Here is a 16,647-nt window from a genome sequence, read left to right on the forward strand (position 1 = left end):
TTTTCGCGCCGCGCTGTTCGAACTGCCCTGGGCCGGCCGGTGGAGGGCCGAAATTTCGATTTCCGGGCCCGCCGGCCCGGCGGAGACGGGTTGCGAGCTCGAAGTGGGCGATCCCCTCCCGGCGTGGCTTACACTTTGGCCATGGGTTCTTTGGCCCATCATACTGATCGGCCTTTTCGGAGTTCACCAATTCCTCGTCCGCCGGAGGCACCGCCCTGGCGGCGAGCGCGGTTAGCCCGCCTTGTTCCGGTAGTGGAGCGGCGAATCGTCGGGCGAATCGCTTTGACCATCCCAAAATCCAGCGTTGACGAACACTAGCCCGAAGCGTAAGCGAGGATGCGCTCCGTTGCCGGCTCGCCGTCACGGACGCAGTCATCCAATGTGCACGCGGCTTTGCCGCACCCAGTGAGACGATGCCGCCGTTGCGGGGCTCCCTCGCTAACGCGTCGGGTTAGTGTTGCGTCCCACTCGGGATCATGGATCGGTAGTGGGGCGGCGAATCGTCGGGCGAATCGCTTTGGCCATCCCAAAATCCAGCGTTGACGCAACACTAGCCCGAAGCGTAAGCGAGGATGCGCTCCGTTGCGGGTCGCCGTCACGAACGCAGTCATCCAATGTGCGCGCGGCTTTGCCGCCTGCAGTGAGACGATGCCGCCGTTGCGGGGCTCCCTCGCTAACGCTTCGGGTTAGTGTTGCGCTACGAATAATGCGAGGTGGTCATGAGCGTCATGGCTTGTTTGCAGCATGGGGCATAAAACTTTCCAGCATGCCTTTGATGCCTTGCTTGATGATGCCCCCTTCGCTCGGATCACCGCGCAAAATCGTTTCGGTGAAATTCTTCGCTTGCTGGAGGGTGATGTGCGGCGGCAACGTTGGCACGTCGGGATCCGAGATCGCTTCGAAAACCACCGGCCGGTCGCTTGCCAACGCTTGATCCCAGGCCGAGGCAAGCAGTTCCGGCTTCTCAACCCGAATGCCGCGCAAGCCGATCGACTCGGCGAACGATGCATAGGGGAAATCGGGCAACTCCTGGCTGGCCAGAAAGCGGATGTCGCCCATCATGATCCGCTGTTCCCAAGTGACCTGGTTCAGATCACGATTGTTGAGCACGAGCGTGATCCAGCGCGGGTCGGACCATTCTTTCCAATACTTGGCGACCGTGATGCAGGCGTTCAGGCCGTTCATTTGCATGGCGCCGTCGCCGGTGACGGCGATGCACACCCGGTCGGGAAAACAGAATTTCGCGCCGACGGCATAGGGCACTGCCGCCCCCATCGTCGCCAGGTTGCCGCTGCCGCTGGCCATCATCCCGCGGCGAATTTTCAGATCGCGGGCGTACCAATTGGCCGTCGTACCGCTGTCGGCCGCGAGAATGCAGCGATCGGGCAGCTTCTTGCCAAGCTCCCAAAACACGCGTTCCGGATTGAGCAAGCCGTTGTTGCCGTCCAGGCTCGCGCGGCCTTCGACGACCTTCCACCAATCTTTCACGTAACCGATGAGTTTTTCCTGCCAGGAGCGATCCGACTTGCGTTCCAAGAGCGGGATGAGGGCGGCGAGCGTTTGCTTCGAATCGCCCTTGAGATTGACTTCCATCGGATAACGCAAGCTCAGCAGCCGGCCGTCGATATCGATTTGCACGCCGCGGGCCTGTCCGACCTTGGGATAAAATTCTGCGTAGGGAAAACTGCTGCCGACGACCAGCAGCGTGTCGCACTCTTTCATCATGTCCCAGGTCGGTTTGCTGCCGAGCAAGCCGATATGGCCGGTGCAGAACGGCACCTCCTCGGGGATGACCGCTTTGCCGAGCCAGCTTTTGGCCACGCCCGCCCCAAGCAATTCGGCGATCTGGTGCACTTCGTCTTGCGCCGCGAGGGCTCCGGCGCCGACCAAGAGGGCCACTTTCTTGCCGTGATTGAGGATTTGCGCCGCTTTCGATAGATCGGTTTTGTGAGGCACCATGTAGGGCACGGGGCAACCGATGCCGCTGAGCGCATGATCGTGCCGTTGCGGCGGCTCCTCGACCGCCGATTCTTCCTGAATATCTTTTGGAAAGATGACGCAGGTGACGGCGTGTTGATCGATGGCGATGCGAAAGGCGCGGTCGATGCAATGCCGCACCGCCGCGGGACTCATCACGGTGACGCAGTATTCGCTGGCCACGTCCTTGAACAGCGATTGCAGATCGACTTCTTGCTGATATTGGCTGCCGATGGCAGTGGTGGCCGATTGCCCGACGATGGCCACGACCGATTGGTGGTCCATTTTCGCGTCGTAAAGTCCGTTGAGCAGGTGGATGGCCCCAGGCCCGCTGGTGGCCATGCAGACGCCGACGGTGCCGGTGAACTTCGCATGGGCCGAGGCCATGAAGGCGGCCAATTCCTCGTGCCGGGCCTGGATAAAGCGCGGCTTGTCGTCATTTTTGCGCAGCCCGGCGAGCAGGCCATTGATGCCGTCGCCCGGATAGGCGTAGATCCGCTTGACGCCCCACTCTTGCATCCGCTTCATCACGAATTGGCCGACGCTGATTGCCATGGGTTGCACTCCTTCGTTTCAAGCAGTTCGTTTCAAGGCCATCTCTTCCGGGCGGGACGTTCGGGCTGGGCGGGATCTTTGTTGGTTTCAGGCTGCGTCAGGAAACCGCGGCGTCGGAATGCTCCAAATCGATCAGGGCCAAGCCGAATTCCGGACGGAATGTCTTGCGCAGATGGGCCGGCGATTCGATGACGATCAATTCCAACGTTGGCCGGACCCGCCCATTCTGCAGATGCCCGCCGTGGGCGCTGCCATCGCGCTTGGCGACGCAGATATGGGCGTGCACTGCCGGTTTGCCGTTCGATTCGGCGATATCGCCGATGAGGCTGAGTAATTCGACTTGCTCGTTGATTTCGATCGGTTGGTAGGATTGCGACTTGAGGTCGAACCAAGCGACCGTCAGGCGTTCGAGAGCGCCGATGCCGGTGAAATGCGCTGCGCTGAGTTGTTCGTCGGCCGCGAATCGCTTGAGTTCGGTCATACAATCGTCGCCGGCGTCGAAGATCAGGCCCCATTCGCGCCGGCCCGCAATGTCGCTGAGCAATTTCGATTTCATGGGATATTCTTTATTCTCATTGCTTGGGCCACACGGCCGGCTACCGCGCTTCGCTGCCGACGGACTCGAGCGCCCCGTAAACGGCGGCGGTCGTGACGCCGTAGGCCACGTGCCGCATCGTTTCTCCGACCACCTCCGGCAGCGGCTGCTTCCAGAGCGGGCGGGTCAGACCCAAGAGCGGGAGCCAGCCAAAATAGCCGAGCAAGTAAACGCCCATGCCGATCGCCGCGCCTTCGACCAGCGACGAACCGTTGCGGCGTTGCCCGCGCAGCATGGCGTAGGCGATTCCGGGCAGAATGCCGTAGCCGACTTGCATCGACATTGCCCCGGCGTTCTCGATCTGGCGGCGAACGGCCCCCTGCGGCAGAACCTTCGGCAAGTTCGTGGCGGCTTCGGCCTTGCGCATCATGTATCTTCCCGGATCGCGGCGTGTTTTCGGGATCGTCTTGGGTGCGTAGGTTTCGTCGAACATGCGCATCGCCATCATTGTGGCGGTGCCGGCCAAGCCCGCCAAAGCGCCGGCCATCAAAGCGGATGTGGTGCGAGAGCAACTCATCGGCCGCCTCCGTTGTGAGTGTGAGCGTGGGCCAATTGTTTCTGCTTAGCTGCCTGGTCCGACGGCTTGCCGAACAAATACGTCGCCAGCCCGGCGCCGGCCAGAAGCATGCCGCCGAGCAGGCCGGCCCGATGCTTGCTGGCCCAAAGCTCGATGCTGAAGTCGCGCGACACATTGTCGAACTGTCCGTGCGCCCCGAGATCGCGTGGGATCGGCTGCCAGAAGTTATCGGGTTGATTCGGGTCGGCCGGTTCGGGCAGCATCGCGCCATCCCAGGCAGCTTTGGCCAGATAATGGTCGAGCATGCCGGGGATCACCTTTTCGCCGAGCGTGGCTTCCACGGTGGTGTAACCGACCATGATCTCGCGGCGATCATTCTCGGCGCAAAACAGAATCGCGTCGGCGGCCACCTCGGGCTGGAAGATCGTGCCGGTGGGCCGGGCCTTGTTCGGCATCTTGTTCTTCGTCCAAGTGAACTGCGTCGTGTTCAGGGCGGGCATATTCACGACCGACACGCGCACATTGCTCTTCTCGTGGATCAATTCGCTGCGGATCGATTCGGTGAAGCCTTGGATCGCGTGCTTGCTCGCGCAATAGGCGCTTTGCAGCGGAATCGAGCGGAATGCCAGCGCCGAGCCGACTTGGATAATGACGCCGCGATCGCGCGGCATCATCCGCTCCAGGGCGCAACGCGTGCCATACACGTTGCCAAGAAAGGTGACTTCGACGATATGGCGAAATTCCTCGGGAGTCATCTTCATGAACGGGCTGTACATCGACACCATGGCGTTGTTGATCCACAGATCGATGGGCCCGAACTCGCGCTCGGCCGCTTCGGCCGCGGCTTGAACCTGATCGTATTTGCTGACGTCGGCGACGACGGCGAGCGCTTTGCCGCCGCGGTGTTCGACATCGCGCTTGGCGCCATCGAGGCCTTCCTTTCCGCGGGCGAGCAGCACGATTTTCACACCGCGATCGGCGAAGAGCCGGGCCGTCGCCCGGCCCACGCCGCCCGATGCGCCGGTGATCACCACGACGGTGTCTTTGTCGATTTGCATGATTCGATGCTTCCTGTTGTTCGTGGCCTGTGATAGGAATCGCCGTTTACTCGTCGGCTTGACGGCGGCAGTATCGCCCTATCGCCCATGCACTCAAACCGACGGCCAACGCGCCCGCGCCGACTGCCGCCGCGGCATGGAGCATTCCGGCCCGCTGCGACCGTTTTCGCCGGCCGACCATTCGTTCCTCGGGCCGCTGCCCTGCCACCTGCTCGTCGCCGCGGACCGCCATCTGGAGCACTTGCGCGATGTGCAGCGCGGCCCGATCGGTCTGCTGCTCGATCTGCTCCTGGCAACTGAAGCCGTCGGCGATAATCAGTTCGTCGAGCGCGGCGCGGCGAACTTCCGGCAGCAGCATTCGTTCGCCGGCCGCCACGCCGACTTCGTAGTGATCGTTTTCCTTTTCGTATCCGAAAGCGCCGGCCATGCCGCAGCAGCCGGTTTCGGGCAGCCGATAGTTGAGGTGCATGTTGTCGTAGACTTCTTTTTCGGCAAACAGCTTGCCAATCTCCTTGTCGTTCAGCGTGTCGAGGGCCTTTTGATGACAATGGCCGTGGACGATCGCTTTGCGCGGCAGCGGCGGGATCGGATAGTCGGCCGCTTTCTGGCGCAGGAAATCGGCCAACGTGTAGGTGAGTTCGCGGAGCCGCTTGGCGTCTTCATCGTGCGGCAGCATGTCTTTCAGTTCGTCTTTGAAAGCGGCCCAGCAACTCGGCTCGAGCACGACCAGCGGCACGCCGGCTCGATAGTAGGGGCGCAATTTCTCGAGCATATCGATCCACCAGCGCTTGGCCATGCCGAGAAAACCATAGTCGTAGAGCGGTCGGCCACAACAGACATCCGCCATCGGAACGTGAACCCGGAAGCCGGCATCTTCCAAAACCTCCGTCGCGGCAATCGCCACGTCGGGATGGAAATGATCGTTGAAGGTGTCGGCAAACACGACGACCGGCGGTCCATCGGGATGCTTGGCTTCGTGCGAGCGGAACCATTGCTTGAATGTTTGCGGGGCGAAGGCGGGAATCTTGCGCTTCGGATGCACGCCCGCCATGAATTTCGCCACTCGGCTCAATCCGGGCAATTGCGTAAACAGATTTGCCAGCGACGGAGCTACCGACGCCAATCGCGACCAAATATGGATCCAACCGAAGGCGTAGGCGTGGCGTGGCCGGAGGCGGCCTTCGTAGTAGTGGCTGAGGAATTCGGCCTTGTACGTGGCGATGTCGACGTTGACGGGGCAATCTCCCTTGCAGCCTTTGCAGGAGAAGCAGAGATCGAGGGCGTCTTTCACTTCCTCGCTTTTCCAGCCGTCCTTGATTATTTCGCCGTTCATCATTTCAAACAGCATTCGCGCCCGGCCGCGAGTGGAATGCTTTTCTTCCCGAGTGACCATGTAGGACGGGCACATCGTGCCCCCCTTCTCACGCCGGCACGCGGCCACACCCACGCACCGCAGCGCCGCCCGGGCAAAGCTGTGTTGATCGTCGCTGAAGCTGAAGTGCGTTTTCGGCTCGGGCGGGTTGTAGTCGGGCCCGACGCGCATATTTTCCGTGATGCCATAGGCCGGGCCTTCGAGGTTGATCAGTTTGCCCGTGCTCATGCGATTGGCCGGATCCCAGATGCGTTTGAACTCGGTGAAGGCCTGCATGATTTCGTCGCCGAACATCCGCGGCAGGAATTGGCCGCGGGCTTGCCCATCGCCATGCTCGCCGGATGCGACGCCGCCAAAGCGGACGACCAGATCGACCGCTTCGTCCATGAACCGCTTGTATTTTTCGATCCCGGGCGCGGTGTAGAGATCGAATTGCGCGCGACAGTGGATGCAGCCCTGGCCGATATGGCCGTAGAGCGCAGGATGGTAGTCGTATTTATCGAACAGCGCTCGCAGCTCGCGGAGATATTGCGGCACGACGTCGACCGGCACGGCGGAATCCTCCCAGCCGGGCCAGGTGTCGGGCTGGCCGGGTATCCAGGCGGTGCTGCCGAGGCCCCCCTCGCGCACCTTCCAAATCATTTCTTCCTGCTTCGGGTCGTCGTAGAGCTTCATATCGACCGGAGCGCGATCGCCCAAGCCGCGCACGTGATCCATCATGCGGCGGGCCTGATCGTCGCTATCCTGTTTCGATTCGCCGCCGAATTCGACCAGCAGAAACGCCGGCCCCTCGGGCAAGATCGCCAGGCTGGCGTTTTCATCGCCCTTCTGCTTCACGTAGTGGAATAAGAGCTTGTCGATTCCTTCGCAGGCGGTGGGATTGAATTTCAGCACCTCTTCGCCGCATTCGGCGGCGGTGTAGAGGTCTTTGAAACCGAGCATCGCGACGCTGCGCTCCTTTGGCGCGGGAACCAAGTGCAGGGTCGCTTCGAGGATTGTCACCAGCGTGGATTCGGAGCCGACCAGCGCCCGAGCGACGTTGAATCCCTTTTCCGGCAGCAGATCGTCGAGGTTGTAGCCCGACACGCGGCGCTCGAGCTTGGGAAATTTTTGGCGAATCGTGTCGCCGTAGCGCTCGACGAGCCGTTTGAGCGCGGCATAGATTTCGCCTTGCCGGCCGCCGGCATGAAGGTAGGCTTCGAGCTCGTCGGGCGAAGTCGGGCCGACATGCATCCGCGTGCCGTCGTAGAGCAAGATGTCGAGCGAATGTGTATTGTCGCTCATCCGCACGCCGAATCCGTGCTTCTTGCTCAACAGGGAATGGCTGCCGCAGGAATTGTTGCCGAGCATGCCGCCGATCGTGCAGCGGCTATGCGTGGCAGGATCCGGGCCGAAGAACAGGCCGGCCTGGGTCTTCGCGGTTTCGCGAAAATGATCGAGCACGCAACCGGGCTGCACGCGGCCGAGGCGACGGCCGGCATCGATATCGACCACGTGGTGCATGTATTTCGAGAAATCGATCACCACGGCCACATTGCAGCATTGCCCGGCGAGACTGGTGCCGGCGCCGCGCGAAAGAACGGGCGCCCCGTGTTCGCGGGCCAGCCGCACGATGGTTTCGACATCTTGTACGTGCCGCGGAATCGTCACCCCGATCGGCGCCTGGCGATAATTCGAGCCGTCGGTCGCGTAGAGTGCGCGCGTGCCATCGTCGAAGCGCACTTCGCCGTCAATTTCCTTCCGCAAGGCGGCTTCCAGTGCGGCTGCGTCGCTGGCGCCGATTTTGGTTCGCGAGTCGTCGATTTTCAGGCGTTCAAAACGATCCACCGCGGAGTTATTCGGGAGAGCAGGCAAAACCGGAAGTTTTCGAATCATTTTGGATGAGCCCTGCGGTGCCGGTGAAAAAGCGTTTTACTTCGCTGCTGAGCCCGGTCCACGTCCGGCGGGAAGCAGCTATCGATCTCCATGCGATCGATTCAAAAACGATCATGGTGGGCGCGATTCAAGCTCCGCCGGATTACAACTGCGGTGGCTTATCGAGAGGCAGGCGGTTTCTAAAGCCGTGCGGACACAAACCGGTCGGCGGATGTCCGGCATTGCACAAAACGTGCCACCAGCGCCACGCCGGGAGAGACGCCGCCAGCGTAAAGACGGCCCACGCCAGCGCAGACGGCACATGGAGTGCCTACTACGTAGCGGGCATCCTCCGTATGCCGTCGGCCACCCGAAACGGGTGCCACCATCGTGATGGAGCGTTTCGTTTCACCGCGAGCAGAGTTTTAGCGGCGTCCGATTGTGTGAGTGGGCGAATCGGCATCGACGCTAGTTGGTAACCAGCGAGGCTTTCTTTTGCGGGCTGACGTTGAGAATCTGGTCGAGCGGACTGAGCGTCCAGAACCAGTCGTAGCCCGTCGAGGCGAACAGTTCGTCGACGGCCTTGCTGGCAACGATGGTCGACGTGTTGAGTGCCACGCCGCCGGCGAGGCTGCCGTTGCTGATCTTTGCGATCCGCGTGGCGTAGCTGTCGGTCGAGCCCCACTCGGCCATGATGGCCGATAGGGCGCTGTCGTTGGCGTCGTAGGTGGTCGTGCCGGCGATCATGATCGACCCGCCCGTTGCGCTATCGACGGAGCCAATCGGAGCGGAATAGAGTTTCGCGGCTCCCGTGCCGGCGATGAGGATATTGTGGCCGGTGCCGCCGATCAGCGTGTCGGCCCCGCTGCCGCCGATCAGGACATTGTTGCCGCCGCCGCCGACCAATTCATCGGCGCCGGATCCGGCATAGAGAAACGCCGGTAGCGTAATTGCGGAGCTGACGACGATCATGTCGTTGCCCGCCCCGGCATAGGCGACGATTCGTCCAGTGACTGCAAAGGTGCCATACGACTTGCCGTCCATCGTGACGGTGACTTTTCCCGCGCCGGCGGAAGCGAAGCTGACGTTGTCTGCCCCCGAGGTGCCGCCGACGACCAAATCCGTTTCGCTCGGCGTGTTGGGATCGGTCGTGAGCATAACGCCCGTGGTGGAAACGGTCGTGCTGGCGGTGGCCGTGTTGTTTGCCGAATTCGATTCGGTCGTCGAGCTGCTGACGGTGGCGGTGTCGCCGATCGAGCCGGCGGCAGCCGTGATCGGCAAATCGGCTGCGATCGTGATCGAAGCGGTCGCACCCGAGGCGAGGCTGGCGATCGTGTCGGTAATCGAATTTCCGCTATGGCTGAGCGTGAAGGTCGCGCCACTGGTTTCGATCTGCGAACCATAGCTGACCGTGGACGGCAGCGTGTCGGTCAGCGAAACGCTTTGGGCGGTGCTCGGGCCATGATTCGTTACGACTACCGTGTAGGCGATGCCGCCGCCCGGAAGCGATGTCGAAGTTGCGGTGAGCGCGACGGCCAAGTCGACGACGGCCGTGGGGGTGACGATCTTAATGTCCTTGGCCGCCAGCGCGTCGGTGCCGGTGGCGGGAAGCGTCAGCACGGCGGCATTGCCCGCGGCGTCTTGGATCTTGCCGCCGTTGAGAATCAAAGCCGCGGTCGACGAATAATTGAGGTCGGACGTGTTTTGGTTCGCGGCCGGCGTGTAGGTGAATGTCAACGTCGAGGTGCCGTTGCCGCTGGTATAGGTGGCCACGCCGGTGTCGTTCAAGTTCAACTCGGGAGTGCCACTGACGGTCACCGCCTCGCTGAATGCGATGCCGATCGAAACGGGCTGGCCGACATTGAACGTCGAATTCGCGGCGGCGGTGGTGGAAATTCCGCTGACGGTCGGAGCAATGGTGTTGATCGTCAGTCCGCTGGGGCTGGTGGTGCTGGCGCTATTGCCGGCATTGTCGGTCGCGGTCGCCTGGACACTATAGGTGCCGTTGGGGATGGCGACGGGCACGGCGGCGCTCCAAGTGGTGCCGCTGACGGTGGCCGTGATCGTCTGGCCGTCGACGACGATCTTCACGCTGGCGATCTTACTGCTCGGCGTCGGATCGGTGACGGCGCCGGTGAGCGTCGGCTTGGTGTTGTTGGTGATGAGCGGAGTGACCGTGACCGTGGGGGCCGCGGTATCGATGATGATGTCGCGCGTGGCCAAGCCGTCGGTGCCGGTCGCTGGCAGCGTGAGCACGGCGTTGATGTCGCTCGAATCTTTGATCGTTCCGCCATTGAGGGCCAAGGCTCCCGTGGAGGCGTAGTCGAGGTCGGCAGTGTTTTGCCCCGTGGCAACCGTGTAGTCGAAGGTGAGCGTGCTGGTTCCGCTACCGCTCACGTAGCTCGCCACCCCGCCGTCGTTAAGCGTGAGCTTGGGCGTGCCGGTGACATTCACGGCTTCGCCAAACGTGACAAGGATCGGGATCGTGGCGCCGGTTTGGAACGACGAATTCGCGGCTTCGGAGCTCGAAACGCCGGCAACCGGCGGCCCGGAAGAAACCGTGATATCGAACGATTGGACCGACGTATTGCCCGCGGCATCGGTGGCACGGATTTCCACAGCGCTGACGCCAAGCTGCGAGACCGTCGGCGTCCAACTAACCGCGCCCGTCGAAGCATTGATCGTTAGCCCGGTCGGACCCGCGACGATGGCATACGTGATGCCGGCCGTCACGATGTCGCTCACCTGGGCGGTGTAGCTATAGGGATGGCCGGCCACGGCCACGGTGACCGGAGTGGATATGAACGGCAGGGTCGTGTTATCGACCGTCACGCTGAAGGCCGTCGAGGCGGTGCTGGCGAGCGACGTGGTGCCGGAATCGTTGCCCACGGTATACGACTGGTTTTCCAGAATCTGTTCGGCGGTGATTTGCTGCGGACCATTGGAAAGTGTGACGGCGCCGTTCGTGGTGACGACGACGCTCGACGACGTGGCGACGGCGCTGCCGATTTGTTTGCCGCCATCCATGAGAACGACGGTGTCGCCCAAGGTGACGCCGGTGACCAAGAACTGGAGTTCTTTGCCCGCGCTCGAGTTGTTGAACGAAGTGATGTCGTCGCTATTGCTCGAGCCCGTGTCGGAGGCGGCTTCGAGAGTGACGCTGGTGGGGGCGGCTGGGTCGATAAACAGCGGCACCATTTCCGTGTTCGGCGCCGAATCAGGAGTTTCCGAACTGGCGACGCCGAAAAACATTGGCGTGACGCCGACCAAGCCGTTGGTCGGCGTGACCGTCACTTTCCCCGTCGACGAATTGATGCTGACATTCAGATTCGGGTTGATCGCCTGCGTCGGGCTAAGGTCGAACGGCGACAAACCGGTTTGATCGTAGTAGGTGATCGGGTCGCCTTCGAGATCGAAGGCCGGCAATTGGAAGGTGAGCGGAGTGTTTACGGTCGTCGTTTGCGTGGGGATGCTGGTCAAAATCGGGCCGGGATCGCTTTGCGGCGCTTCGACCGTCACCTGAAACGTTTGCGAGGTCGTGCCGCCATGGCCGTCGTTGGCCGTTACGGTCACGGAGCCGGTGCCGGTCGTCCCGAGCGGCGCCGAAAGGCCGAGGGCGAAATCGTTGTTGTCGGTGCTGATCGTGGCTTTGGTGATCGTCACCGGGCTGTAGGGCAAATTTTTGTCGGAGGCATTATTGGGCACGTTGCCGATGTCGGTGAGGATATTCATCCCCGAAACGACCTGGCCGAAAACCGTGTATTGCAGATCGAGGAACGACGACGTGTTTGTCGTGGTGATGAAGAACTCCGTGCTGCCCGTGTCGTCGGCCGTCATGCGCGCGAGGCCCACCACCCCTTCGCTGGTGTATTCCAGCGGCTGGCTTGGATCCGAGACGGGAAGCACCGAATTGAATTCGTCGTCGAGCGTTTTCACGTCGGCGCTGGCCGGGGCCGTGGCGCCGTCCAAACCAGCCTGAGCGACGAACCCGGGCACGATGCGGTAGAAATCGATGCCGTTGTAAGCGCCGGAGTTCACCAGATTTTCGATCTGCGCGACGGTGTTCGGGGCCGCGCTGGGAAATAGCTCGATCACGATCGTGCCGGAGAACGACGTATCGCCCGCCTGGCCGCTCGCGGTATGGGTGACGCTGAGCACCAGATCGGGATTACCGGTCTGCAGATCGGCCGTGATGGATGGATTCGTGCTGGTGACGGAGTAGCTGAGCGTATATCCGCTCGGGCTGGTGGCGTTGATCGGAATCTCAAGCGGCAGGCCGGCCTGCAGCGTCTGATTCGGAATCGATGCCAGCGTCGGAGCGGTCAGCACCAGCCGCGGCTCGAGCGCTTCGAGGCGAGCGCCGCGGGCCTTCCGGAGGCGAGACCCTTTTTCGCCACGGGAAATCGAGGCAGAACCATACGACGACCCCAAACGATAACGACAGCGCAAGTTGTTCAGCATGATGCCTGACGATTCGCCAGAACGGCGGAAGGAAAAGGACAGGGGTGGTGGCTGCTTTCGCTCGCCGGCCAAGACGAGCGCGCCGGCTGGGTAAGCTTTGATGGTAGTTGGAGATCGCAAAGCTGACAAGCAATTCGTCGCGCAATTATCGGGGCGACTTTGCAGGGGTCAGGCTATGCCGCAAAAAACGAAAATGCCGGCGGGACGGCGCGATCGTCGTCCCGTCGGCTACAAAATCCCATTTCTCGATCGAGTCGATTCCGCGATCAGCCCACTATCGACCGCTCGTCCCGGTTGTCGGCGCCTGAGTGGGCTGACCGGTTGCCGCCGCTTGGCCCGTCTGGCCGGTCGTCGCCGGCTGGAAAGTTTGGCCATTGAAATAGAGCCATTGGCCATTCCGCCAGTACCAACCGTTCACGTTCGCTCGGGCATTCGCATTGGCATTTGCGCCGTTCGCGTTGCCGTTGAGATTTGCATTGGGATTGCCGTTGGCATTGGCATTGATGCCGTTGTTCAATCCGCGGTAGCCGCTGCTATAGCGGCCGGAGTACGGGCTGGCAGCGTTGGCGGTTGCGCCCAGGGCGGCATTGGCCGTGGTTCCGTTACCGGCGGTGCCGTTCGGCATTACGCCGTTTGCACCGTTTGCAACAGCGCCGTTTTCAAGCCCGCCACCCACGACGCCGCCGTTGAGTGCCGCGTTGGCTTCGAAATTCGCCCAATTGGTTCCGTTCCAGTACATCCACTGGTTATTGGCCATCGGATACCACCAACGTCCTTGGTAGAACCGATAGGCAGCATTGCCGGTCGCATTTGCGCCGAGCTGCGCGTTAGCTTGATTTGCTCCGTTCACGCCGTTCAACCCGTTGGTGGCATTGAGGCCGTTGGCCGCATTCGCGCCCACGCCAGCGCCTGTGCCGTAAGCGCCGCCCGCCGTCGCCGGGTTGGTTGCCGCACCGGCAGCTGCTCCGCCATAGAGCGGATTTGCGCTATTGATGGCGCCGGGATTATTGAGGCCCGTGCCATTGATTCCGTTCGCTTCGGGAGTGCGGCGAAGGGTTCCATTGTCGTAATTGAGCCCATGATAGCCATTCGCGGCGGCGCCTGTGGTGCCGTTCGCGTTGGCGGTCCCGGTCGTCGTGCCGGCCGTGCCATTCGCGGTGCCCGTGGCGTTGTTGACTCCATTCACACCGCTCGCGCCGAATTGGGAACCGGTGTTGGCGGGCGTCCCCAGTGTGCCAGCGGCCGCGCTTGATTGATTCGGATTGGTTGCGGTCGTGCCAGTTGCATTGTTCACTCCATTTACCGCGTTGGCGCCGAACTGCGATCCTGTGTTCGCTGGCGTACCAATCGTGCCGCTGTTTGCGGTGCTTTGGCCGCCGCCGGCGGCCGGCGTAAGTGTCGAGCCATTGTTGACGCCGGTCCCGTTACTAATTGTTCCAGAATTGCCGAAGGCAGAGCCTGTGTTCGCTGGCGTACCGATCGTACCGGAATTCGACGCCGCCTGGCCGTTCGAGATCGGCTGTGAGCCGGTTGCGGAGGTGCCTGTCGTCGCTGGAGTAGTTGTTGACGAGCCGCTGTTGATCGCGGCATTGCCGTTGGTGCGCCCGGTGGAGTTTAGTGTGCCAGAATTTGGTGTTCCCGAGCTGTTCGTGCTCCCGTTTGCCGTGCCGGCGGCGTTAGCGGCTCCGATTCCGGCGCCTGCGCCTGCGGCATGTCCGGCAGCCCCAGCTGCGCCCGCTCCGGCCGCACCCGCTCCGGCCGCACCCGCTCCGGCCGCACCTGCTCCTGCAGCGCCACCGGCCCCTCCACCGGCCGCTCCTCCACCACCCCCGGCACCGCCGCCACCCCCGCCCCCGCCGGCTGCGAAGACGTTTGTGGTTGCCATCGTGATTCCCACCATGCAGAAAAGTGCAAAAGCTAAATAGCGCATAATCGAATCTCCTTAATTGAGACAGCCGCGACAAGAATTTTTCGCCCGTCGTGGTAGAATTGCAAAAAACGCGCCGGGCGGGGCCGCGAAAGATTGATTTCCATCGATTGCGCAACGAGAGATTTGGCAATGAGTCGTTCCCAGGGTAGCAATTGATCCTCGCTCCCCTCATGGCGAGGGAGAGATTGGCAATTTGTAAATTGTTAACGAAAACGGATGAGATCGCGATCCGCGGTGCTAACGATCAAGTGCGAATTTGAATCGAGCGAAATTGACAACGTCTGGCCAATTTTCAGTCTGTTTTCTCGAATCTTCACGAGCTACCCACGAAATGTCTTTCGGAGCGAATTGCAAATTCGCGCACTTCGTTGGAGAATCAAAGAGTTTCAAATTGCCGGGCGCGGTATGATGGGTTCGTGCGCGACGGCAAGCAATTCAAAGGCAGAGGCAGCTTCTAAATGGATTCCACGTTAGACCCTCCACGTCATCCGGCGCACGCTCAATCGGAGCAGCGCGGGAATAATCATCATCCCGCTTCGGCAGCGATCACCGAAGGAGAAAAGCGCATGGCGACAGTGCTTGTTATCGACGACGATCGTTCGATACCTCGCTTGGTCGAGGGAGCTCTGCGCGATTCGGAGATCAATGTAATTCCGGCCGTTACAGCCGCGGAGGGCATTGCGCTCATCGAAACGCAAGACCCCGACGTCATCGTGTTGGACGTGATGCTTCCGGATATGGACGGCTTGGCGGCATTTCACGAGATCCACAAGCGGGCCCCGAAGGTGCCAGTGATTTTCATCACGGCCGGCGGCGCGAGCGACACGGCAATCGAAGCGATGAAACTCGGCGCCACCGACTACCTCGTCAAGCCGCTGGAGCTTGCGAAGGTGCAAGACATGATCCGGCAGGCGCTCGAGATTCGCCGCTGGATGAATGTCCCCGTAAAACTGATGGAGAGCGCCGCCGACGAAGGGCCGGGCGACAACCTCGTGGGCGTCAGCCCGCAAATGCAGGAAGTCTATAAGGCGATCGGGCGCGTCGCGCCGCAGGACGTCACCGTGTTGATCGTCGGCGAAAGCGGCTCGGGCAAGGAGCTTGTGGCCCGCGCGATTTACCATCATAGCCGGCGTGCCGACAAGCGATTTTTGGCCGTCAATTGCGCCGCGCTCACTGAAACGTTGCTGGAAAGTGAATTGTTCGGCCACGAGCGAGGATCGTTCACCGGCGCGAATACGCAGCGCATCGGAAAATTCGAGCAGTGCAGCGGGGGGACGCTCTTTCTCGATGAAGTCGGCGATATGACCCTTTCCCTGCAGAGCAAGGTTTTGCGTGTGTTGCAAGAACAGCGCTTCGAGCGTGTCGGAGGCACCGAAACTGTTCACACCGACGTGCGTATCATCACTGCCACCAACCGCAATCTGGAAAAAATGGTCGCCGACGGCGAATTCCGTGAAGACCTGTACTATCGGCTCAACGGATTTACGATCAAGCTGCCTCCGCTGCGCGACCGCAAAACCGATCTGGTGATTTTGCTCGAACGATTCTTGGGCCGCTTCCGCCAAGAGCTTCGCAAAGACGTGCAAGGCATTTCGCCCGATGCCCTCCAGTTGCTCTCCCATTACCGCTGGCCAGGAAATGTCCGGCAACTGCAAAATGTCTTGCGCCACGCCATGCTGCACGCCACGGGACCAGTCTTGATCTCGGAATTTTTCCCCCAAGAGATACGTTCCGAGGCGGCCGCCGGCGCGGCCAACGGAACCGGAGCCGAAGGGCAAGAGGGGGGCGGCCCGTTTTCGGCTCGCGATCTACAGGCGTTTGTCGAAGAGCGACTGAAGGCAGACTCCACCAATCTCTACGCCGAATCGTTGGAAATGATGGAACGCCATTTACTTTCGACCATCATGCAAGCGACCAAGGGAAACCTTTCCAAGGCCGCCGCAATCTTGGGCATCACCCGCGGAAGCGTTCGCAACAAGCTAAAAACGCTCGGCATTTCCATCGAACGGCAGATCCAACTCAACGACGACGCGGAGTCGGCCATGCCAGGCGATCTGGCGTAACATGGGGCTCCCTGCGAATATTCAAAAAGCTCCGGACGCAATGGCTGCGCCCTTGAGTTGCCCGCGCCCTCCTCGCAGACGCTGCGGGCCAGTGTTTTGGTTCCAGTGATCGAACACGGGAGCGAAGAGTTCGCCAGGAGCGCGCTGAGAGGCTGTTGCTACCTGTCATGCCGTCCTCTTTGCCAGGCGGCTTGCGATAGGCGGCGCCCAAAGTGCTGTTTTGGCACAGAGATTGCAATGATGGATGTTTTACGGAGCAGCATTC

The 16,647-nt window shown here is 61.4% G+C and carries 8 protein-coding genes; 1 reads left to right on the forward strand and 7 read right to left on the reverse strand.

Features of this window, described 5'->3' with window-relative positions; translation table 11 throughout:
* Positions 1–726 precede the first annotated feature (726 nt).
* The 7 genes from VHX65_09190 to VHX65_09220 form a co-directional block, all read right to left on the reverse strand.
* Positions 727–2,532, reverse strand: a complete 1,806-nt coding sequence (locus VHX65_09190) for a thiamine pyrophosphate-requiring protein (GenBank protein HEX3998709.1) — start codon at positions 2,530–2,532, stop codon at positions 727–729.
* Between the two features lie 97 nt (positions 2,533–2,629).
* Positions 2,630–3,088 (reverse strand): PPC domain-containing DNA-binding protein, encoded by a 459-nt coding sequence (locus tag VHX65_09195; GenBank protein HEX3998710.1) that lies wholly within the window; start codon positions 3,086–3,088, stop codon positions 2,630–2,632.
* A gap of 40 nt (positions 3,089–3,128) precedes the next feature.
* On the reverse strand, positions 3,129–3,644 hold the full coding sequence (locus VHX65_09200) for a DUF1440 domain-containing protein (protein ID HEX3998711.1): 516 nt from the start codon (positions 3,642–3,644) through the stop codon (positions 3,129–3,131).
* Complete coding sequence (locus VHX65_09205) at positions 3,641–4,702, reverse strand: SDR family oxidoreductase (GenBank protein HEX3998712.1); 1,062 nt, start codon at positions 4,700–4,702, stop codon at positions 3,641–3,643. Before VHX65_09205 ends, VHX65_09200 begins: the two co-directional genes overlap by 4 nt.
* Before the next feature lie 46 nt (positions 4,703–4,748).
* The gene (locus VHX65_09210; protein ID HEX3998713.1) at positions 4,749–7,901 is read right to left on the reverse strand and encodes an FAD-binding and (Fe-S)-binding domain-containing protein; all 3,153 of its coding nucleotides are present in this window, start codon (positions 7,899–7,901) and stop codon (positions 4,749–4,751) included.
* 495 nt (positions 7,902–8,396) lie between these two features.
* On the reverse strand, positions 8,397–12,257 hold the full coding sequence (locus tag VHX65_09215) for a peptidylprolyl isomerase (GenBank protein HEX3998714.1): 3,861 nt from the start codon (positions 12,255–12,257) through the stop codon (positions 8,397–8,399).
* Positions 12,258–12,663: 406 nt separating this feature from the next.
* Positions 12,664–13,683 carry a hypothetical protein gene (locus VHX65_09220; GenBank protein HEX3998715.1) on the reverse strand — a complete coding sequence of 340 codons (1,020 nt, stop codon included), beginning with the start codon at positions 13,681–13,683 and terminating at the stop codon, positions 12,664–12,666.
* 1,202 nt (positions 13,684–14,885) lie between these two features.
* Here VHX65_09220 and VHX65_09225 point away from each other — a divergent pair.
* Complete coding sequence (locus VHX65_09225; GenBank protein HEX3998716.1) at positions 14,886–16,382, forward strand: sigma-54 dependent transcriptional regulator; 1,497 nt, start codon at positions 14,886–14,888, stop codon at positions 16,380–16,382.
* The last annotated feature ends 265 nt before the right edge of the window (positions 16,383–16,647 follow it).

It is taken from the genome of Pirellulales bacterium, assembly GCA_036267355.1.
Classification (GTDB): Bacteria; Planctomycetota; Planctomycetia; order Pirellulales; family DATAWG01; genus DATAWG01.